Source organism: Priestia abyssalis, assembly GCF_002019595.1.
In the GTDB taxonomy this organism is placed as follows: Bacteria; Bacillota; Bacilli; order Bacillales; family Bacillaceae_H; genus Bacillus_BA; species Bacillus_BA abyssalis.
The window spans coordinates 3,825,936-3,848,201 of record NZ_KV917369.1 but is presented as its reverse complement, the minus strand read 5'-3'; the positions used below and the strand labels follow the sequence as shown (position 1 = coordinate 3,848,201).

The window sequence follows — 22,266 nt, the reverse complement described above, 5'->3', positions numbered from 1 at the left end:
ATGTTACAAAAAGATAATGTAAAAGCATTAAATGTTCAATCAGCTTGGTTACAAAGCTATATTAGTTCTTCAGAAAAACAACAACAATTATATAAAAGAACATTAATCGTTGTTGTCATGTCCCAAATTTTTGGGGGAGCAGGACTTGCAGCAGGAATAACAGTGGGGGCACTTCTAGCCCAAGACATGTTAGGTACAGATAGTGTAACGGGACTTCCTACGGCATTATTTACTTTAGGGTCAGCAGGGGCTGCACTGCTTGTAGGGCGACTTTCTCAGAGATATGGACGTCGTTCTGGACTTGCGGCAGGATTTTTGGCTGGAGGTATCGGTGCCATTGGGGTAGTCATTTCAGCATTAATAAATAGCATTCTACTTTTATTTATTTCACTGCTTATCTATGGGGCTGGATCAGCAACAAACTTACAAGCACGTTACGCGGGAACTGACTTGGCAAACCGGGAACAAAGGGCAAAGGCTATTAGTATGGCTATGGTGTCCACCACATTCGGTGCTGTTGCAGGACCAAACCTGGTGGATGTAATGGGTGAGTTTGCGATATCCATAGGAATTCCTGCTTTAGCCGGTCCATTTATATTAGCTGCCGCGGCTTATATACTTGCTGGTTTGGTTCTATTCATTTTACTTCGCCCTGACCCCTTTATTGTTGCAAAAGCCATATCAGATGCGGGGAGAACAACCGGTCATTTACTTTCAGAGGAAAATTCTAATTTGTTATCGATAAACAAGCGAGGTATTTTCGCAGGAGCTGCAGTAATGGTTCTAACTCAATTTGTGATGACGGCAATTATGACGATGACACCCATACATATGGGACATCATGGACATGATTTAAAAGAAGTGGGGCTTGTCATTGGATTTCACATAGGTGCTATGTTCTTGCCTTCTTTAGTAACTGGTTTTCTTGTTGATAAAATTGGCCGTGCTGTTATGGCCATTGCTTCTGCTATTACGCTGATTGCTTCTGGCATTCTAGCTTCTATGGGACCTGCTGATTCGATGGTCGTACTCATTACAGCGCTTGCTTTACTTGGACTTGGCTGGAATTTTGGTTTGATTAGCGGCACAGCCATCCTTGTAGATGCAACTTCACCATCTACTCGGGCTAAGACGCAGGGTTCTGTGGATGTTTGGATTGCTTTGTCAGGAGCATTAGGAGGAGGCTTATCTGGAATGGTTGTCGCACATTCTAGTTATGCAGCCCTTTCAATTGCCGGTGCTATGCTTTCATTACTGCTTATTCCAATTGTTATTTGGGCCGGTATCCACGAACAGAGTAAGGTCAAATGAAATAACTGGAAATTCAAGATGTTATTAAATATATTCCACTTAATAACTCGACACATCTTCATTCAATCGAGAGGCATCACAATCGATGATCCAGACAACTTGAATTCGCCCTCAAGGGTTCACCTATGCGGATGGCGCCAACCCCGCAAGGGGGGGGGCAGCCGCTTAGGTCTAGAAAATTTGGCATGGCCGTTCTTTGGTCATGTCGAATTTTCTAAATCGATCTATATAGAGTAAAGGCAGCTATTAAACTTTTAAAATAATGGTTAAACGTAATCCATTACAAAAAATAAAAAAGGGGATGTTTATAAATGGAAAATAAATTTGCTAAGAGAACTCATTTAGCAAAATCTTCTGAGACACGTGAAATATTGAAAGTAACAGAAAGACCAGAAGTCATCTCTTTTGCGGGAGGACTGCCAGCTCCAGAGTTGTTTCCAGTAGAAGCTCTTAAGGATGCATGCAATGCTGTATTGAATGAAGAAGGTGCGGCTTCTCTTCAATATAGTACGACTGAAGGATATATTCCTTTAAGAGAAGCTATTTGTCAAAGGATGAAAGTTATTGGAATCAACTCTACTATTGAAGATGTTCTTATCACATCAGGATCTCAGCAAGCAATCGACCTTACCGGAAGATTATTTATCGATGAGGGAGATACGATTATTTGTGAAAGCCCAACCTATCTTGCAGCCATTAATGCATTCAAGTCATACAATGCCAAATTTGTTGAAGTAGCTATGGATGAGGATGGAATGGTGATGGAAGAGCTGGAGAAAAAGCTGCAAGAGCATCCTCACACAAAATTTATCTATACGATCCCAGATTTCCAAAACCCTACAGGTCGCACATTAAAACTTGAAAGACGAAAAAGAATGATTGAGCTTGCTAATCAATATGATGTGCTGATTGTAGAGGATAATCCCTATGGAGCTGTAAGATTTGCTGGAGAGGAACTTCCGCCTGTGAAACATTTTGACACAGAGAGCAGAGTCATTTATATAAGCACTTTCTCTAAGATTTTTACTCCCGGTCTTCGACTTGGATGGATTTGTGCAGACAAATCTTTCATTGAAAAGTACGTTGCTTTTAAGCAAACAGCTGACTTGCATACTGACAGCTTTGCTCAAAGAATTACAGCAAAGTATATGGAACTTTACGATATTGAAGAGCACATTAATAAAATCAAAGCTGTTTATAAAGAAAGATGCACAGCTATGCTATCTTGTATTGAAGAATTTTTTCCAAAGAATTTGTCTTACAGTAAGCCGGAAGGAGGATTATTTATTTGGGTTGAGCTTCCTGAGGGTGTTGATTCAACGCATATATTTACAGAGTGCTTGAAAAACAATGTTGCTTGTGTTCCTGGTGTGCCATTTTTTCCAAATGGTACACAAAAAAATGCGTTACGTTTAAATTACTCAAATATGTCTGAAGAGAAAATTATTGAAGGTATGAAGCGTATGGGAGAAGTATTACATCGTGAATTAGAAAAAGAAACAACTCTTTTATGATTATAGAAGTTTAATTGTTACATATTGAATATAAGAAAAAGATATGAAATAATTTTATTAGTTATAGGAGGGATTTACATGACATTACTTTCAGAGATTCTTGAATACAATAAACAATTCGTTGAACATAAGGAATATGAGAAATATGAAACAACTAAGTTTCCTAATAAAAAAATGGTGATTCTTACATGTATGGATACTCGGCTTGTTGAATTATTGCCGCAAGCGATGAACATTAAAAATGGTGATGTAAAGCTTATCAAAAATGCAGGAGCGATCGTTTCACACCCATTTGGAAGTGTGATGCGAAGTATATTAGTTGCGGTTTATGAGCTTGGAGCAAAGGAAGTTGCCATCGTTGGACATCATGGTTGCGGGATGAAAGGGTTAGAACCTGATTCTTTCTTGGAAAAATGTGAACAAGCTGGATTAGATAAAGAAATCATCAACACTTTAACTAACGCAGGTATTGATATCAAAAGTTGGTTAACCGGATTTCAGACCGTTGAAGAAAGCGTCGAACAAAGCGTTAAGATGGTCAAAGATCATCCGATGTTCCCGCAGGATATTAGTGTTCATGGGCTTGTCATCTGCCCGGAAACAGGAAAATTAGATATAGTAGTAGACGGATATGAGTGCTAATTAGTTGAAGGCAACATCTTTCTTCATATTGTTGTTATCTGGCTCATAATACCAATAAAGCTAAAAGGCGCGTGAAATTTATAGAATTTAGTCTTACCCCTGTTAAGTAGACAGTTATAAAAAAGCCTGAGCAGCCAGTGTGTTTCGGTACTCTACCGGAGCACACTGGTTTAGTTTTTTCTGGAATCACTCATGATTATAAAACCAAATATAATCTTCAATGGCTTGGTGAAGTTCATGTTCTGTTTGGCATGAAGTAAAGTACGAATTCTCTGTTTTGAGATGCGAAAAGAACGATTCGATGCAGGCATTATCCAGGCAATTTCCTTTACGAGAGTGGCTGCCTTTCAAACCGATTGTTTCGAGTCGTTGATTGTAGGATTTAGATGTATATTGGAACCCTTGATCGGAGTGGAGAGTAGCTCACTGCATATCTCTTTGTGCGGTCAGATTTTCCGAGGTCTACAGCACCTCAATAGTATATCGATACTTGGAGGACTTTCATAATATCAAGGTTTCATTGGGTTTGCCTAACATATTACGGTTAGTGATATCAAAAATTCTTTATACACTTTTCTTCATTATGATGTCCCTAAGTTTGATAGATTTCCTGTACCAGAACCATTATAAGAAGTGTGGTATCTGCCTTTTAGAATTTATTAATCTATAAAATAGCCATATTAAAAAGGATATAATGGTAATATTTTACTGTTTATGTTACTATTCTATTATCGTACGCTACACAAAGGGAAATTTCGGGAGGGATTTTAATGGGGATATTGGATGGACTTATGGGAAACGCCTCTGAAGTAAATATTGCAGATGTTCGAAAAGAATTTGCTCAGGTTCTTGCTCCAGAAGAGAATATTGAAAAAGCATACAAGTTAATTCGTGACATGTTTATTTTTACGAATAAACGCCTCATTTTAATTGACAAACAGGGTTTAACGGGGAAAAAATCAGAGGTTCATTCTCTGCCTTACCGAAATATCACGCATTTTAGCATTGAGACTGCAGGGAGTTTCGATTTAGATGCCGAATTAAAAATTTGGATTTCAGGAAGTTCTACGCCAATCCAAAAGCAATTCAATAAAAGTCTCAACATTTATGAGGTTCAAAGTGTGTTGGCGGCCTATGTACTAAAATAAAAGTACCAAATGCAAAAAGTCCTTCTCATTCTAGAGGGGCTTTTTATTTGGAAAAAAGGAATGAGTTTACGATTCGATGTTTCTGCTATTATAGAAAGCATGCTTAAAACGGAGAAATCTCATCATCTGTGGTGCTGAGAAATGCAGCTCTGATGTGTAACACATTTGTTAGTTATCTATCTATAAAAAGGAACGGGGGATCCGTTCCTTAAAAAATTCGCACATATTTATGATACGCTTTGGCGAGCTATCTGTAACGGCAATTTTTCACTTAGACCAAGCGTCTGTGCTGTTGAAGTATGAATTTCGCGGATAAGCTCTGGGTTTTCCACTAGGGACACGCCATAAGAAGGAATCATTTCTTTTATTTTCGGTTCCCACTCCTTCATATGCTGCGGGAAGCATTTCTCTAATACCTCGAGCATAACGTGCACGGCAGTTGAAGCACCTGGAGAAGCGCCGAGCAATGCAGCGATTGAGCCATCAGCGGCATTGATAACTTCCGTGCCAAATTGAAGCGTTCCTTTGCCGGCAGCAGTATCTTTAATCACTTGTACACGTTGACCCGCTACCACGATATCCCAATCTTCGCTTTTTGCGTGCGGAATAAACTCTCGTAACTCTTCGATACGCTGTTCTTTCGATAACATCACTTGCTCGATTAGGTATTTTGTCAATGGAACGTTTTTTGCACCTGCCGCCACCATCGTTACGAGATTATTCGGTTTTATGGAACTTAATAAATCCATATTGGAACCCGTTTTTAAGAATTTTGGCGAGAAGCCGGCAAACGGTCCAAAGAGCAATGATTTTTTGTTATCGATAAATCGTGTGTCAAGATGCGGAACAGACATTGGAGGAGCACCCACCTTAGCTTTGCCGTATACTTTGGCATGATGCTGCGCTGCAATCTCTGGATTGTTACATACTAGGAATAGTCCGCTTACCGGGAATCCTCCAATATGTTTGCTCTCAGGAACACCGGTTTTTTGCAGTAAAGGAAGGCTTCCGCCACCGCCGCCGATGAAGACAAATTTTGCCTTATGGTATTTGACTTTACCGCTATCAATATCATGCACTTTCACTTCCCATGAACCGTCTTTAGTCTGCTTAATGTCCTCAACACTATGCTTATAGTTCATCTCGACGTTTTCACTCTTTAAGTGATCAAACAACATACGTGTTAAAGCACCAAAATTGACATCCGTTCCAGAGTCAATTTTGGTTGCCGCCATCGGTTCTTTCGATGTACGGCCATTCATAATAACCGGAATCCATTCCTTTAGTTTTTCCGGGTCATCGGAAAATTCCATACCTTGGAATAGGGGATTGTTTGACAGTGCCTCAAAACGTTTTTTCAGAAACGTTACATTTTTTTCCCCTTGTACGAAACTCATATGAGGCAATGGCATGATAAAGTCCTGCGGATGACGTATCAGATTTCTGTTTACAAGATAAGACCAAAACTGCGTTGAAACCTGAAACTGTTCATTAATGTTGATCGCTTTGCTAATATCTATGGATCCGTCTGGTTTTTCGACGGTGTAGTTAAGCTCGCACAGTGCCGCATGCCCCGTTCCTGCATTATTCCATTCGTTAGAGCTTTCCTCTCCTGCATTTGCGAGCTTTTCAAACACTGTAATTTTCCAGTCCGGTACTAATTCTTTTAACAGTGTCCCCAAAGTCGCACTCATGATTCCGGCACCAATTAAAATAACGTCTGTTCTAGTTTGTTTGTTGCTCATTTTTCCCACCCTTTCTACCCTTTCTCTGTCAGGATCATACGATTTGATAAACAATATTCTTGGATATTTTTGTAAGCGTTTTCTTATTTTCGTCTCTCTTGTATCTTTGTAAATTATTTTATCAGATAACGTTCAGTAAGGATGAATTCTAGGATGAAATGAGGAAAAATTACGATGAACCAGATTATTTTACGATAAAATCAGATTATTCTTACCTTAAAACAGAAGAAATCTTCAAGCGTCCTTTGTTATTATGAATGCTTTTACGATCATTCTGCATGGGATTAATAATAACCGATTCCTTTATTGTAAACACACGACCCCACTGCACATGCTGAACTTCTAGCTATCCGTCAGGTTTGTCGCACTTTTGGTACATCTGACCTTTCCGACTGTGAACTATACGCAAGCGGAGAGCCTTGCCCGATGTGTTTAAGCGCCATTTACTGGACAAATCTTAGAAATGTTTATTATTGCTATACTGCACAAGAGGAAGAAGAAATTGGGTTAGGAACGAAATACGTTTATCAGCAAATCGCTCTTCCAAAGGAACAACGAGACATTAAATTAATAAAGCTGGATAAAAACCTCTCAGAAAAGAATCCTTTTGCTTTTTGGAAAGAAATGAATAAGTAAATTACATTTTTAACGGAACGTGTTTTCCATGAGAAAAAGCCAAAGAATATAAATTTCACTCCTCAGGTAAAAAGAGCAGAGGCAACAACAATATTAGAATAGAGGCGGACGCGGTAAGTAAACTCATTGAGAAAGATGCGAATATCAACGCACAGGACTCAAAAGGACGGACTGCCACTATGATTGTAGCCTATAATAATGTAGAAACCGTAAAAGTACTCATCAAGGCAGGGACGGATGTGAACATTCCAGACAATGATAATGTGACTCGGTTACAACACGCACGTGAGAAAGGTTTTAGTTCACCTATGCGGATGGCGCCAACCCTGTAGGGGGGGCAGCCGCTTAGGTCTAGAAAATTGGGCATAGCCGTTCTTTGGTCATGTCGAATTTTCTAAATCGATCCATATAAAACTAGAAATAGAATATTGTACGATAATAGAATTCTATGATAATGTTTAGTTGAAAAAGGAGGAGGAAAGAATTGAAAAATCAGCTAAAGATATACATATTATTTTTTGTTATGGCCATTGCTTCTACTTTTTTCAGTATAAATGCAGAGGCGAATAGTGAATTAACCAAAACGGTTAATCATCATCTTTATGGTACCAATTTCTCAATGGCTCTTCGTGATTTAGATACTGGAGAACTTGTCTATGAGTACTATGGGAACAACGGTATTAAACCTGCTTCAACTTTAAAACTATTAACTGCTGCAACAGCTTTAGAAGTTTTAGGGGAAGATTATTATTTCTCAACACAAATGTTAATGGATGGAAAGATTCAGAACGGGGTTTTAAACGGGAACATTTATCTTCGTGGAGAAGGTGATCCTACTTTACAAGTAAAAGACTTTGTTACCTTTAGCAATACATTAAAGCAAAAAGGGATTAAACAAATAAATGGGAACATTTATGGGGATGAAACTTGGTTTACAGGAGACCGTTTATCACCGGGTATTTTAGCTAAAGATGAAACCTATTACTACGCTGCTCCAATTTCAGCCTTAACTACTTCACCAGACAATGATTATGACGTGAGTACAGTCATTGTTACAGCTAAAGCTTCAAGAACAGGTTCTGCACCAAGCATTTCGGTACAACCAAATCTAAGCGGACTAAGACTGATTAATAACGCCAAAACAGTTAAAGCTGGAAGTAGCAATACCTTAAGAATTGAAAGGAAATATCGTACAAATCAAATTATCATTTCTGGTAACTTGCCGCAAGGAAGCTCTAAAAAAGAATGGGTAACAATGTTTAACCCTACATTAAGTACACTCACTTCATTTAAAAATACGCTTGCTGCACAAGGCATTAAATTCGCCAATGGCTCTAAAGTAGATTATGCAACGGTGCCAGGCGATGCAGTATCTTTAGGTACAAAACGCTCCAAAACATTAAAAGAATTAATGCCAAGCTTTTTAAAGTTAAGTAATAACGGGATTGCTGATATATTAGTAAAAACGATGGGCAAAAGAGTTTATAATGCGGGAGATTGGGAACATGGGCTAAAAGTAGTAAGAGAACATGGCCAATCAATCGGATTAGACATGAACCAATGGAAATTCGAAGATGGTTCAGGGATTTCTCATTCAAATAGAGTGAACGCTATTCAACAAACGTTATTCCTTGTAAAACAACCACAGGAACCATCCTATCGTACATTTTTAACTAGCTTGCCTTTAGGTGGCCAAAGAGACCGTTTAATAGGTGGAACGTTGCGAAATCGCTTTACAGAGACTGTCTATAAAAATCGTGTAATGGCCAAAACAGGTAGCCTGGATGGCGTTTCGACTCTTGCAGGCTATGTGCGTGCTAATAGCGGGAAATGGTATGCTTTTAGTATTTTAGTAGAACACAATAGTTCAAGCTATATTACACAAATTGACACTGTTATGAAAAAAATGATTACAATTTATTAAGGCGAAGAGCTCAAGATTCTATAGAAAGAATGTTGAGCTTTTTGTTTGTTTTTATGTCAAAAGATTTAACAATTCGTATGAAATTTGGTTACATGAGCGCTTCATCAATCGACCATCAATGTTTGAACTCGCTTAAGCGCACTGAGGAGCGCATAAAATCCTGCATTTTTCGTGCCCAAAAAACAAGAACCATTTCATGAAGAAACGGTTCCCTAAACGATATGTCGTACAGTTAAAGAAACTGGTACGGCTACCAATGATAGCTTATTCAGAAAAATGGATTTTATTTATCTATGATCTTTAATTAACGCCCCCGTTCAAGAAGGTTGTTTTATCATAGCATTAACCGAAAATACATTTTGGTTATTTTTTGTTCTGTTTGAATGCTTTAAATGACAAAACAATAGTTGCTAATATAATAGGTCCCGCAAAGATTATCGGCTGAAGTTTATCCGGTATATCTGGTAGTTTTATGTCAGAAAAAAGAAGCTCTAAGAAAACAAAAGTTATAAATGCGGTAATAAAACCCCTAAAAAAAGAAATAAGTTTTCTATCCTTGAACCAATTTGTTAATCCAAATAAAACACTTTTAGGTAGATAGATTAAATACAGAATAAAAACAGTGGATTATGCTGATATTTGAGTATGGTTCCTTTTCTTAGGCAGTGCAGGAGAAGGAACAGTGACTTGTCTGCAAAATGAAATACCAAGAAGTTAGAAGGGCAGCTAAATTCTTTTCAATTTTAGGAAATTATTATCAATATTGCTAAAGTCTTAAGTTCGATTATTACTATGTTTTGTAGTGCACCTTGGCAAAAATGAAAATAAATAAAGAATTTTAATAATGAAACTGTAGATTTTATAAGGTTTACAGAGTTGGCATAAATTTTGCATGTAAAGATTTATATACAACTAATAGGAAGAAATAAAAACGACAACATTTCAGATTACTAAAGTTAGGAGGCGTAATAATAATGAACTATTCATCTAAACTAGTAAAAGTAAATAAAGATCCAGGGCATGGCTCACACATCACCCCTGTTTATATGACTTCAACATTTGTTTTTGATAATGCAGAAGTAGGAGCACAACGCTTCGCAGGAGAAGATCCAGGATTTATGTATTCACGCCTGGGAAATCCAAATGTAAGAGAACTGGAAGAGAAGGCAGCGATATTGGAATTTGGTGAAGGTTGTTTGGCTTTTTCATCTGGTATGGCTGCCATAACTGGTTGCCTTTTGGGTGTTTTGCAGGCAGGAGATCACGTTGTTGCACACTCAGCGTTGTATGGGGCGACGCACGCGTTTCTAACCAAAACGGTAAAGAAGTTTGGAATTGATGTAACATTTGTACCGTTTAAGACAGGGGATGAGCTTGAACCACACATTACAGATAAAACGAAAGTAGTCTACTTTGAAACCCCTTCGAATCCTACGCTTTCCTTAGTGGATATGAAGAGTGTAGCGGCGATCGCTAAGCAAAAGGGTATCTTGACTATTGTTGATAATACGTTTTTATCTCCATATTTACAAAATCCTATTCTATGCGGCATTGATATTGTCGTCCACAGTGCAACAAAATATTTGTCGGGTCATGGATATCTTATTGGCGGACTAGTGATTTCCAGCAAGAAAATTATTGATCCGATGAGAAAAGAAGTGCAGAAGACTATGGGAGCAAATTTAGCCCCTATGGATGCCTGGCTTCTCTGTCAAGGGATACGTACATTGCATATTCGCATGGATCGCTCACAAGAAAATGCACAAATTTTGGCTGAACGCTTGGAAAAACATAAGGCTATAGAGAAGGTTTATTTTCCAGGACTAGCAAGTTTTGAAGATAAAAATATCATGGAGAAACAAATGAAAGGTCCTGGAGCAATGATTTCTTTTGTCTTAAAGGGGGGATATGAAACAGGTGTTAAACTTATGAATTCTGTAAAACTGAGTACTTTAGCAGTTTCCCTGGGTGATGTAGGCACATTAATTCAACATCCAGCATCGATGACACATGCGATCATCCCTAGAGAAGAAAGAGAACAAGCAGGTCTCTATGATGGACTCGTTCGTTTTTCGGTTGGAATTGAAGATGTAGAAGATATATGGGAGGATCTTGAAATGGCATTAGGATAACGGTGAGGCTTCAGGAGTTTGTTGAGTGTTAAGGTTAAATATGATTCGGAAAAATCTAACTAGATAAAGAGGGTGTATAAAATGCTAAACCCATTAGCATTAGAATTAAATCATGTCATTGAAGAACGGAATAAAACAATATATGAGATGTTGTCAACATTAGGAAAATCCTTGTATTTCCCAAAAGGGATAGTCAGCCAAGCTGGAGAGGCAAGGGGGAAAGCAGACCGATTCAACGCAACAATCGGAATGGCTTCAGAAGGCGGACAACCTATTTATATAGATGTAATTCATAAAAACCTCTCCTCATTTGATCCGAAAGACCTGTATCCGTATGCTCCACCTGCGGGAAAACCGAAGCTGCGTGAGGTTTGGAAGAAAAAGCTTCTAAAAGATAATCCTTCACTTGAAGGAAAGGAATTTGGTACCCCGATTGTGACGAATGGGCTGACCCATGGCTTGAGTATCGTATCCGACCTGTTTGTGGAAAAAGGTGATTCGATTATACTGCCGGATAAGTATTGGGATAACTATCATATACTTTTCAACGTCCGCCACGACTGTGGGACCGTGACCTATCCTTTATTTACGAAAGCAAACAAATTTAATGTAGAAGGTATGCTGGAGGCCCTTTTATCCTGCAAAAATGGTAAAGCGATTCTTGTACTTAATTTTCCGCATAATCCTACCGGGTATACTCCTACGGAGAAAGAGGCAGAAGGAATTCTTAATGCCATCAAGCAGGCAGCGGATCTTGGGATTAATATTGTTGCTGTTATGGACGATGCTTATTTTGGATTATATTATGAAGATTCAATCAAGGAATCTATATTCGCTCGTTTAGTAGGATTACACCCGCGTGTCCTCCCAATTAAAATTGATGGGGCAACGAAAGAAGAGTATGCTTGGGGTTTTCGTGTTGGGTTTCTCACATTTGGAATTCAGGATCCTCTGGTTTTAGAAGCGTTGGAGAAAAAGACGATGGGCTCCATTCGAAGTACCATTTCATGCAGTCCGCACCTTTCCCAAACAATCATTTTGGATGCCTTGTTACATCCTGAATTTGAAATACAGCGCAAGGAGAGAAATAAAGTAATGGAAGACAGGGCCAAGCGAGTCAAAGAGATCTTAGCGGACGGAAAATATGTGGATGAATTTGAACCTTATCCATTCAACTCAGGATATTTCGTATGCCTTCGCATAAAGCATTCCGATGCTGAAACACTAAGGATCCACTTGCTCAATCAGTACGGAGTGGGTACCATCTCCCTTGCTAAGACAGACCTTCGGATTGCATTTTCCTGTGTTGAATTAATGGATTTAGACCGCCTTTTTGAACTTATCTATCAGTCTTGTAAAGAATTGAATCCATGCTATATAAAGCAATGATATTTCAGAAGGTTTTCCATCAATCTTTTCTTTCATTATCGTAAGCCAGAACGATACAATCTAAAAGTTTGATTATTTTACCCAAGATTGCAAATTAAATTTGCAATCTTTTTTCGTTTCTATGGAGAATATTTCTAATAATTAGAAATATTTTTTCGAATTTGGGAACCGAAAAGCATTACGGAACGGTAGGGTTTCACTATATTCTTCGCGGAAATGGGAATTTCTTAACTCGTTCGATAGTAGGAATGTTGAATTAACAAGGATTTAATTTTGGCACAACTCTTGCATAATAATATAACGAAAAGGAGGAGGTGGAGTCCATTTGAAAGTATAGATATATTTTTCTGAATATTAAAATTATACAGAAAAGTGAAACTAGTAATTTGCAAATCATCCATTCTTTTGAAAATTTTAGGGGGGAATTATTTATGAAAAAGAGTTTTATCAGTATCGCTTTCTCGATACTCGTAGCATTTGTATTATCTGCATGCGGAAATGCCGAAAATCAGGCAGCAAGTCAATCAAGCAAACAGGCAGATGAGAGTAAGGATTTGCTAGAGCAAATTAAATCGAGTGGGACTATTAAAATTGGAACAGAAGGAACCTTTGCACCTTTTAGTTACCATGATTCTTCAGGGAAGTTAACCGGTTTTGATGTTGAAATCGCGGAAGAAGTAGCAAAGAGACTTGGTGTAAAACCAGAATTCATTGAAACCCAATGGGACGGTATGTTCGCAGGACTGGATTCAAAGCGGTTCGATATTATTGCCAATAATGTAGGAATTACTCCTGACCGCCAGGAAAAATACGATTTTTCAGTGCCGTATATTCTGTCAAAACCTTTCTTAATTGTTCACAAGGACAATAATACGATTAAATCATTTGAAGATTTGAAAGGAAAAAAATCAGCTCAGACATTAACTAGTAACTATAAAGATATAGCAGCATCTTATGGTGCTGAGATTGTTGGAGTAGAAGGTTTTAATCAATCCATTGATTTATTACTTTCAAAACGTGCGGATGCGGTTGTAAATGACGGACTATCCTACCTAGATTTCAAAAAGCAAAAACCTGATGCACCGATCAAATCTGTAGCAGAACTTGATGATCCGGCAAAAATGGGAATCATGATGGGAAAAGGGAATGAAGAATTGGTAGAGGCTGTAAATAAAGCGCTTTCCGACATGATGAAGGATGGAAAATATTTAAGTATTTCACAAAAATACTTTGGAAAAGATGTTTCAAAATAGGGAGGGTTCTACATGTTTGCTGATGAAAGAATGGACCGAATTGCTGACATCATTGTAAATTCTTTTTTCCCGATGTTAAAAGCTGGGGTTGCGTTTACAGTTCCCTTGACATTAGTATCCTTTTTACTGGGACTCCTCCTTGCTTTACTTACGGCATTAGCCCGAATCTCAGGAATTAAACTTCTAGACGGTATTGCAAGATTTTATGTGTGGGTGGTTAGAGGAACACCGCTGCTTGTTCAGTTGTTTATCATTTTCTATGGTCTTCCGAGTATAGGCATCACGATTAGCCCCCTTCCTTCAGCGATTATCGGTTTTACGATTAGTGTTGGCGCCTATAATTCAGAGATTATTCGTGCGGCCATACTCTCTATTCCCAAAGGTCAATGGGAGGCAGCTTATTCTATTGGGATGAGCTATCCGCAGGCATTAAAAAGAATTATTCTTCCTCAGGCAACAAGGGTATCTGTCCCGCCTTTGTCAAACAGTTTTATTAGCTTGGTAAAGGATACATCGTTGGCCGCTACCATTACGGTGACTGAAATGTTTAGAGTTGCTCAGCAAATTACTGCAACAACCTATGAACCATTGGTACTCTATTGTCTAGCAGGGTTTATTTATTTGATTTTCAGTACCGTTCTTTCTAACGCTCAAGGACGTATGGAAAAACGACTTGATCGTTATGTGGTGGGCTAACTTGATAGGAGGAAATATACATGATTGAAATAAAGAACCTGCATAAACAATTTGGACAAACAGAGGTTTTAAAAGGAATCGATCTAAAAATTGAGGAAGGCAATACAGTTTGTATTATTGGGCCATCGGGTTCAGGGAAAACAACCTTGTTACGTTGTCTGAATTTATTAGAAACGCCTACAAAAGGGACGATTAAGCTTGGAAAATTTTCTTTGGATTTTCAGGAAAAAAAACCAGTTCCAAAAGATCAAGTGATTAAGTTTCGTCAACAAACAGGTATGGTTTTCCAAGGTTACAATTTGTTCCCTCATATGACTGCACTTGAAAATGTTATGGAAGGTCTTGTTTACGTTCGTAAACAAGACAAGGAAGCCTCTCGTACGAAGGCTCTTCAATTGCTGGAAAAGGTAGGATTATCGGAACGGGCAAACCACTATCCATCCCAGCTATCCGGTGGACAACAGCAGCGTGTAGGAATCGCACGGGCGATGGCAATGGAACCTGAAGTCCTTCTTTTTGATGAACCTACTTCCGCGTTAGATCCTGAGTTAGTAGGTGAGGTTCTAAAGGTTATGAAGGAACTTGCAAAAGAAGGAATGACCATGGTTGTAGTGACACATGAAATGAATTTCGCGCGTGAAGCAGCGGATAAAATAGTATTCATTGATAAAGGTGTAATCGTTGAAGAAGGAACACCTCAACAAATTTTTGAACATACAGGGAATGAGCGAACATTACAATTTCTAAATAAACTTTGTTCATAGGTAAGGGCTTAAGATTGCAAATCACATTTGCAATCTTTTTTTGAATAATTAAAAAATATTTTCAAACTTGGGAATAGAAAAACAGTACGGAGAGGCAGATTTACACTATATTCATAGTGGAAATGATAAATTCCCATCTTATTCGGAAGTAGGAAGGTTGAATTAATAATGATTTTATTTTGCCACAATACTTACGTTAATAAAATCGAAAGGGGAGGAAAGGAACATTCTTAGGAATATTTTTAATTGTTCAAGTATGCGTATAATCCTAATTATGCGAAACATTAAATTTTTATGATGAAAGAGGTTGGGTACATTTTAAAGAGCACCCAACCTCTTTTTGTTAATAAAGTTCATGTTATTCTAATGTCTTGATGTAAATTAAATATTCTAACTTATTTTACTCTCATCTATAGCATGTTGCCAACTTGGGTAGTAATGCAAAGCACTCCGCATTAAATCAGGATAAAGTTGTTTTACCTCTTTTTTTCGTAGAGATTTACCCTCGTTCTGTAACTTCTGAATCTGAGTCATGACTTCCTTTGATGTTTTATTTGGGATTCCTCCTGTTTTATTAATAAGGTATCAATAGTCAATCTATTTTGAATTCTATACAAATCCCCCCAGACCTTGTTCTGGAGGGGGTTCTTATTAACCTAACAGTGGTTAGAGGAAGTAAATACATATGGTTTATTTAACATTAGTACCCGTGAGTTCTTGATCTGGATCGACTACACTTTCATCCATATATATTACCTCCCAAAGATGACCGTCTATATCCTGAAAACTCCATCCATACATAAACCCTTGGTCAATAGGATCATTGGAAGCCTTTCCGCCAGCTGCTAAAGCCTTATTTACAATCTTATCAACTTTTTCCTTACTCTCAGCAGATAATGCCACAATAACTTCTGTACTTTTTGTTGCATCAGAAATTTCTTTTTTGGTAAAAGTTTGAAAAAAATCTTCAACCAACAACATGACAAATATATTCTCGCTGATAACCATACATGTTGCATTTTCATTGGTAAATTGGGCGTTAAATTCAAAACCTACCTTAGAAAAAAAGTCTATGGATTTATTTAAATCTTTAACTGGTAAATTAACAAAAATTTTATCTGCTCGAACTCCCATAATATCTCCCTTCACTTTACTATTTTTTTGTCTCGCTACATAATATTCACTAAAATATTCCATATTCCTTCCTGAAAAAGTTAGTGATCTATTTTGCCTCGTTAATTGAAGAAAAAATGATGAATATCATATACATGTGAGGTTTACATAACCATTCTTCTTCGTAATCAAAAAACGCCTTATACGCGAATATAAGATGCTTAAAACCCATTTCAATGTTTAAATCACCATAACGCAAATTAGGAGAAATCAAAAAATCCTTACCTTAGGTTTAATTAGTTTCCATAACCAGGATTTTTTTATGATAAATATAACTATTTTTTTACATATAGGAAAAATAAAATTTGAATCACTTTAATTTATTTTCCACAATTTGTAATTTATTTGTAATTGAAAACAAGTAATATAAACATATTGATTAATTGATAACATTTTAGAAAGGAGAAAACGATATGATTCTAAAAGAATTAATAGAAAAGCGCTTCATTACAATTAGTTATTATAAAGATGGATCGTTACAAAAATGTACAGGGCATATTTTTAGACTTAATCTAGATGAACAAATCGTCTTTTTAAAAGACTCGCACCAGAAAATAGTATCCATCCGTTTGTCTAGAATTATGGAGGTTTATTAGCTGCCTTTTTTGCAAATAACACGAATACTGAAATATATAAATTTACTGAATTAGTAAATATAGATTTTATTCACATCCAGTTAACATAACACTGGTTTTTGGCGATCAAACAGCCCGTGAATACTACTAAATTCACAGACTGTAACTCACCATTAAATAACTGTTTTGTTATATTTGATAAATATGTAATTGAAAATCACTGTTTTATGAATTTGTAGGTATAAAAGAGTGATAGATTGGGAATTATGTAGATAAACAAGTAAATAGAGGAAAAATAATGAATAGGAAAAATGCATAAACGAAAGACATAACAAGGGATAGGCGAATGGGGGAATTTTCGGTCTGTCCCTTGTTTATTGTATTTCATTTACAGCAGCATCTGCCGGTGAGCAGATGTTTTTTTGTAATGTATCAGTTTTATCTAAGTGAATGACGAAATATATAAGAAACTGCGCGATTCTTTCCATCAAGTGCACTTATAAACATTATAACGTTATAATTTTTTTATAAAACATTATAACGTTATATTTACTTCGGTCGTTTTCTATGATATTCTACAGATGTGAAAAGGAAATACCAATGATGAATGGCGAATGTAAGCGCGTTCCGAAGGGATCATGGAAAAGGGTGAAATGAATGAAGGAACGGTTTGTATTGCGTAATGTAAAGCGCGTGAATGAAGAAGAAATGGATATCGTAATTGAAAACGGTAAAATTGCCGAGATAACAAAGGCCGGGAGTGGGCGTGGACAGCAAGTATTCGATTACTCGGGTGTATATGTATCAAGCGGCTGGATTGATTTACATGTCCATGCATATCCTGATTTTGATCCGTATGGAGATGAAATCGATGAAATAGGAGTAAAACAAGGTGTAACGACCATTGTAGATGCGGGAAGCTGCGGGGCAGACAGAATTGCTGATCTGGTTGCGAGCAGAGAACGGGCCAAAACGAACTTGTTTGCCTTTTTGAACATTTCCCGAATTGGCTTAAAAAGAGTGGATGAATTATCAAATTTAGAATGGATTGATAAAGAGAAGGTTGTACAGGCGTTCAATGAGTATAAAGAGGCAATTGTTGGATTGAAGGCGCGAATTAGTAAGAGTGTTGTCCGCGACAGCGGCATTGAACCGTTGCGTATCGCCCGGGCACTTTCTAGTGAAACATCACTTCCTTTAATGGTGCATATCGGTTCCGGGCCGCCAAATATCGAAGAGGTCATTCCACTCCTGGAAAAAAGAGATGTGATTACCCATTACCTCAATGGGAAGCAAAACAATCTTTTCGATGCAAACGGAAATCCGCTTCAAGTGCTTAAGGATGCTATTGGGCGGGGTGTACATTTGGATGTAGGCCATGGCACTGCAAGCTTTTCATTTAAGGTTGCAGAGGCAGCGAAACGACATCACATCGGTTTAGATACCATCAGTACAGACATCTACCGCGGGAATCGATTAAATGGTCCAGTATACAGCATGGCGAATGTCCTTACAAAATTCCTTTATTTAGGATATTCGCTTGAAGAGGTAATCGCAGCGGTCACGACACATGCAGCAGACTGGCTTAAAAAACCGGAACTTGGCCGAATAGAGGTCGGGGATGTTGCGAATTTAACTCTATTTACAGTTCAAAACAATCCGATTACACTCATTGATTCTGAAGGGGACAAGCGTATATCGGAAAGAAGGATAGAAGCAAAAGGAGTGGTTGCAAGTGGCGAATTCATTGAATGCTAAATATGGACTTAAACGTGTCATTAATGCAAGCGGCCGAATGAGTATTCTAGGTGTGTCAGCTCCCACGGACACAGTGATGGATGCAATGAAACACGGCGGGCAAAATTATGTAGAAATTGCCGATTTAGTGGATAAAGCCGGTGATTATGTAGCACGTATTCTCGGTTCAGAGGCAGCCATTGTCGTGAACTCTGCATCAAGCGGCATCGCCCTCTCGGTTGCGGCGCTTGTGACAAAAGGGAATCGCCGCAAGAGTGAACGCCTTCATCAAGAACTAATTTCTCAAAATGAAATTATCATGCTGAAAGGTCACAACGTACAATACGGAGCACCGGTTGAAACGATGGTCTATTTGGGCGGCGGCAAGCTTGTTGAAGTTGGATATGCCAATGAAGGCCGAGCAGAACATATTGAAGATGCGATTTCTGAAAGCACGGCAGCCATTCTTTATGTGAAGTCACACCATGCAGTCCAAAAAAATATGATTTCCGTTGAGGAAGCATGGGAGATTGCCAAGCGTAATGGCGTGCCGCTTATCGTGGATGCTGCGGCGGAAGAAGATATTCAGAAGTATGTGAAATACTCGGATCTTGCGATTTACAGCGGTTCGAAGGCGATTGAAGGACCGACTTCCGGAATCGTGGGCGGAAAGCGACAATACATTGAATGGCTGAAGGTGCAATTGTATTGTATCGGAAGAAGCATGAAAGTCGGCAAAGAAACGACATTCGGTCTGCTTCAAGCACTTGATGAATACGGCGTAAAAGAAGATAAAAGCGAACAAGAAAAAGAAACCTTGCAAGCGTTGATGCCGCTGAAGGATATTGAAGGCGTCAATGTGACGATTGTACAGGACGAAGCGGGCCGAGCTATATTCCGTGCACGCATTCAAATTGATCCAGAGCAGGCAAATACAACCGCAAAAGATGTTGTCACGGGACTGCGCGAAGGGGAAATTGCCATCTACACACGTGATTACGGTGTGAGACAAGGCTATTTCGATATCGACCCGCGCCCGCTTCAAGGTGATGATATCCATGTCATTGAAGCAAAAATACGCGAATTAGTAGAAGGGGGAAAATAAGATGTCAAACATTACAAAACGTTTTTACAAGGACCGTGTTGCCTTAAATGTACTAGCCAATAGTGTAGAAAATGCTAAAGAGGTATTTGAAGCGGCGGAAGGTCATGTGTTAGTCGGTGTTCTTTCAAAAGACTATCCAACGGTAGAAGAAGCCGTAGCGGCGATGAAAGAATACGGCAAGGAGATCGATGAGGCGGTATCGATTGGACTAGGTGCGGGTGACAATCGTCAAGCTGCTGTAGTAGCAGAGATTGCGAAACACTACCCGGGCAGCCATATTAACCAAGTATTTCCCGCTGTTGGCGCAACACGTGCCAACCTTGGCGAAAAAGATAGCTGGATCAATAGCCTGGTGTCTCCGACAGGGCGCGTTGGGTATGTGAATATCTCAACAGGCCCAGTAAGCGCTGCAGGAGAAGAGCATGCAATTGTACCTATTAAAACGGCGATTGCGCTTGTACGCGATATGGGCGGTAATGCATTAAAATACTTCCCGATGCAAGGGTTAACTCGTGAAGACGAATTCCGTGCAGTTGCACAAGCATGCGGGGAAGAAGGATTTGCGTTAGAGCCAACTGGCGGAATTGACAAGGAGAATTTCGAAGCAATCTTACGTATTTCTTTAGAAGCCAACGTGCCGCAAGTCATTCCTCATGTGTATTCATCGATTATTGATAAAGAAACTGGAAAAACGAATGTCGAGGATGTACGCGAATTACTTGAAACGATGAAGAAATTGGTTGATCAACATGGCTAAACGAATCGCTGCTTTTGGAGAGGTCATGATGCGCTTGCAAGTGCCGGGATATGAACTCTTGTCACAAGCCGGCACATTAAATTATTCTTTCTCCGGGACCGGAGTGAATGTTACCGCAGCTCTAGCACGCTTTGGGCATGCGGGGCATCTCGTGTCCACATTACCGGCTAATGCAGTTGGCGATGCGGCAGTAGCGTATCTTCGAAAACTGGGTGTTACACAATCATTCATTAGCCGAGCCGGGAATTACGTTGGAATGTACTTTTTAGAAAATGGGTTTGGTGCGCGGCCTAGTCGCGTTACCTATTCCAATCGACTAGAAAGCAGCTTCAATACAGCCCCTGATGGAACGTATGATTTTGAAGACATTGCCCAAAAAATCGATGTTGTCCATTTTTGCGGGATTACACTTGCAATGAATGACTCTGTCCGTCATCATATGAAAACATTTGCAAAAGCTGTCAAAGCGTCGGGCGGCACGGTTGTCTTCGATTGCAACTACCGTCCGACGCTCTGGGGTGAAGCCGGGTATGAAAAAGCGAAACCCCATTATGAAGAAATGCTGCATCTGGCGGATATTGTCATGATGAACGAAAAAGACGCCATGTTCGTCCTTGGCATGAAAACAGAGAAAGAAGAACGTCAAGAGCAGCTCATGGAGCTCATTCCAGCCGTTGCGAAAAAATACAATATCTCTGTTATAGCAGGTACGCATCGTTCAATCAATGGTAATAATACGCACTCATTGCAAGGCTTTATATTTAAAAGTGAAACATTCACATTTTCAAAGGCCCTTACGTTTTCTGTCTATGATAGAATAGGTGCTGGAGATGCCTATACGAGTGGTATCGTACATGGTGAGATGGAAGGGTTTTCACCGGAGAAAACCGTTGCGTTTGCTGCAACAGCAGGAATGCTTGCGCATACGGTTGTCGGCGATACCCCAATGTCATCGGAGAATGATGTACTCCGTGCGATGACAGAATCAGTGGGCGATGTAGAAAGGTAGTGGATGTAACAGTGAACGTATCTCGAAAAAAAGGACCATTATATTTACAAATAAAGAAGGCTTTAAAGGATCGGATTTTACACGGCATGTATCCCATCGGGTCGAATATACCTTCAGAACCACAATTGGAACAGGAATTTGATGTCAGCAAAATTACCGTCCGCAATGCCATCAAAGAACTTGTTCAAGAAGGATATCTTGAAAAGAAAAGCGGCAAAGGGACGAAGGTTATTCGAAATACTTCTGTCTCAAAACTTTCCAAAGGGAAGCGTTTTACAGAAGTATTAGTAGAAGAAGGGCATAAAATCCAAAAACAATTGTTGCAGGCAGAAGTTATATGCAATCAAGAGGGGACAGAACCATATCGATTATTCGGAGAACATAGTTTCCGAATAGAACGTCTTTATCGCCTTGATGGTATGCCTTATATTCATTACACGCATTATTTAGATGCGGCATGTATGAAAGGGATAGAGCTATCGGATATAAGTGTACAATCTTTGTATGATTTGATCGAGGAACAAGACATTTCTTTAGAAAAATTTCGAGATGGGTTTGCTGTTGCGATTGCTCCTTCTCATGTAGAGAAGATGTTGCGTGTGAAAGAGAGAACACCTTTATTAAAAAGATCGCGCTATTCCTATGATGAAATGGGGAATGTGATCGAATACAGTGAAGGGTACTATAACACAGAAATGCAGCAATATATTGTCAATTACGATGTATAAGGGCCTGCGGGAAAATGGTGAAACTCCT

General features: G+C 38.8%; 19 protein-coding genes and 2 pseudogenes. 18 read left to right on the top strand and 3 right to left on the bottom strand.

Annotation, left to right across the window (positions count from 1 at the left end):
- The 3 genes from BK575_RS18400 (at position 1) to BK575_RS18390 (ending at position 3,467) form a co-directional block, all read left to right on the top strand.
- Positions 1-1,311, top strand: coding sequence for an MFS transporter (locus BK575_RS18400; protein ID WP_078412447.1), 1,311 nt, complete (start codon positions 1-3; stop codon positions 1,309-1,311).
- Positions 1,312-1,622: 311 nt separating this feature from the next.
- Positions 1,623-2,825, top strand: coding sequence for an aminotransferase-like domain-containing protein (locus tag BK575_RS18395; RefSeq protein WP_078412445.1), 1,203 nt, complete (start codon positions 1,623-1,625; stop codon positions 2,823-2,825).
- A gap of 78 nt (positions 2,826-2,903) precedes the next feature.
- A complete protein-coding gene (locus BK575_RS18390) occupies positions 2,904-3,467 on the top strand; it encodes a beta-class carbonic anhydrase (protein ID WP_078412443.1) in 564 nt (187 codons plus the stop codon).
- Between the two features lie 186 nt (positions 3,468-3,653).
- Here BK575_RS18390 and BK575_RS18385 read toward each other — a convergent pair.
- Positions 3,654-3,881, bottom strand: a pseudogene (locus BK575_RS18385) (IS3 family transposase); the annotation flags it as partial.
- 356 nt (positions 3,882-4,237) lie between these two features.
- On the opposite strand from BK575_RS18385, the gene BK575_RS18380 reads away from it, so the two are divergent.
- Entirely contained in the window at positions 4,238-4,615 is a 378-nt protein-coding gene (locus BK575_RS18380; protein ID WP_078412439.1) for a PH domain-containing protein, read from the top strand.
- Between the two features lie 227 nt (positions 4,616-4,842).
- Here the strand turns inward: BK575_RS18380 and BK575_RS18375 are convergent, their stop codons facing one another.
- On the bottom strand, positions 4,843-6,360 hold the full coding sequence (locus BK575_RS18375) for a malate:quinone oxidoreductase (RefSeq protein ID WP_078412437.1): 1,518 nt from the start codon (positions 6,358-6,360) through the stop codon (positions 4,843-4,845).
- 330 nt (positions 6,361-6,690) lie between these two features.
- Here BK575_RS18375 and BK575_RS29165 point away from each other — a divergent pair.
- The 8 genes and pseudogenes from BK575_RS29165 to BK575_RS18340 all read left to right on the top strand — a co-directional run.
- A pseudogene (locus BK575_RS29165) lies at positions 6,691-6,996 on the top strand (nucleoside deaminase); the annotation flags it as partial.
- Between the two features lie 92 nt (positions 6,997-7,088).
- Positions 7,089-7,328, top strand: a complete 240-nt coding sequence (locus tag BK575_RS28155; RefSeq protein WP_139368161.1) for an ankyrin repeat domain-containing protein — start codon at positions 7,089-7,091, stop codon at positions 7,326-7,328.
- Positions 7,329-7,480: 152 nt separating this feature from the next.
- Positions 7,481-8,920 carry a D-alanyl-D-alanine carboxypeptidase/D-alanyl-D-alanine endopeptidase gene (gene dacB, locus BK575_RS18365; RefSeq protein ID WP_078412435.1) on the top strand — a complete coding sequence of 480 codons (1,440 nt, stop codon included), beginning with the start codon at positions 7,481-7,483 and terminating at the stop codon, positions 8,918-8,920.
- Positions 8,921-9,894: 974 nt separating this feature from the next.
- On the top strand, positions 9,895-11,052 hold the full coding sequence (locus tag BK575_RS18360; protein ID WP_078412433.1) for a trans-sulfuration enzyme family protein: 1,158 nt from the start codon (positions 9,895-9,897) through the stop codon (positions 11,050-11,052).
- Positions 11,053-11,133: 81 nt separating this feature from the next.
- Positions 11,134-12,441, top strand: a complete 1,308-nt coding sequence (locus BK575_RS18355; RefSeq protein WP_078412431.1) for an aminotransferase class I/II-fold pyridoxal phosphate-dependent enzyme — start codon at positions 11,134-11,136, stop codon at positions 12,439-12,441.
- A gap of 431 nt (positions 12,442-12,872) precedes the next feature.
- Positions 12,873-13,694: an amino acid ABC transporter substrate-binding protein gene (locus BK575_RS18350; RefSeq protein ID WP_078412429.1), complete on the top strand. Its 822-nt coding sequence runs from the start codon at positions 12,873-12,875 to the stop codon at positions 13,692-13,694.
- A gap of 12 nt (positions 13,695-13,706) precedes the next feature.
- The gene (locus tag BK575_RS18345) at positions 13,707-14,390 is read left to right on the top strand and encodes an amino acid ABC transporter permease (protein ID WP_078412427.1); all 684 of its coding nucleotides are present in this window, start codon (positions 13,707-13,709) and stop codon (positions 14,388-14,390) included.
- Between the two features lie 20 nt (positions 14,391-14,410).
- Positions 14,411-15,154, top strand: coding sequence for an amino acid ABC transporter ATP-binding protein (locus BK575_RS18340; protein ID WP_078412425.1), 744 nt, complete (start codon positions 14,411-14,413; stop codon positions 15,152-15,154).
- 690 nt (positions 15,155-15,844) lie between these two features.
- On the opposite strand, the gene BK575_RS18335 is transcribed toward BK575_RS18340, so the two are convergent.
- The gene (locus tag BK575_RS18335; protein ID WP_078414856.1) at positions 15,845-16,288 is read right to left on the bottom strand and encodes a VOC family protein; all 444 of its coding nucleotides are present in this window, start codon (positions 16,286-16,288) and stop codon (positions 15,845-15,847) included.
- A 452-nt stretch (positions 16,289-16,740) separates the two neighbouring features.
- On the opposite strand from BK575_RS18335, the gene BK575_RS18330 reads away from it, so the two are divergent.
- The 6 genes from BK575_RS18330 to BK575_RS18305 all read left to right on the top strand — a co-directional run bounded on the left by BK575_RS18330 (position 16,741) and on the right by BK575_RS18305 (position 22,238).
- Positions 16,741-16,923 (top strand): YolD-like family protein, encoded by a 183-nt coding sequence (locus BK575_RS18330; protein ID WP_078412423.1) that lies wholly within the window; start codon positions 16,741-16,743, stop codon positions 16,921-16,923.
- A 636-nt stretch (positions 16,924-17,559) separates the two neighbouring features.
- Positions 17,560-18,660: an amidohydrolase/deacetylase family metallohydrolase gene (locus BK575_RS18325; RefSeq protein ID WP_078412421.1), complete on the top strand. Its 1,101-nt coding sequence runs from the start codon at positions 17,560-17,562 to the stop codon at positions 18,658-18,660.
- Positions 18,638-19,744, top strand: a complete 1,107-nt coding sequence (locus BK575_RS18320; protein WP_078412419.1) for a DgaE family pyridoxal phosphate-dependent ammonia lyase — start codon at positions 18,638-18,640, stop codon at positions 19,742-19,744. Before BK575_RS18325 ends, BK575_RS18320 begins: the two co-directional genes overlap by 23 nt.
- A gap of 1 nt (position 19,745) precedes the next feature.
- Complete coding sequence (dagF, locus tag BK575_RS18315; RefSeq protein WP_078412417.1) at positions 19,746-20,501, top strand: 2-dehydro-3-deoxy-phosphogluconate aldolase; 756 nt, start codon at positions 19,746-19,748, stop codon at positions 20,499-20,501.
- The gene (locus tag BK575_RS18310) at positions 20,494-21,510 is read left to right on the top strand and encodes a sugar kinase (RefSeq protein ID WP_078412415.1); all 1,017 of its coding nucleotides are present in this window, start codon (positions 20,494-20,496) and stop codon (positions 21,508-21,510) included. Before dagF ends, BK575_RS18310 begins: the two co-directional genes overlap by 8 nt.
- Complete coding sequence (locus BK575_RS18305) at positions 21,510-22,238, top strand: GntR family transcriptional regulator (RefSeq protein ID WP_204524872.1); 729 nt, start codon at positions 21,510-21,512, stop codon at positions 22,236-22,238. Before BK575_RS18310 ends, BK575_RS18305 begins: the two co-directional genes overlap by 1 nt.
- Positions 22,239-22,266 lie beyond the last annotated feature (28 nt).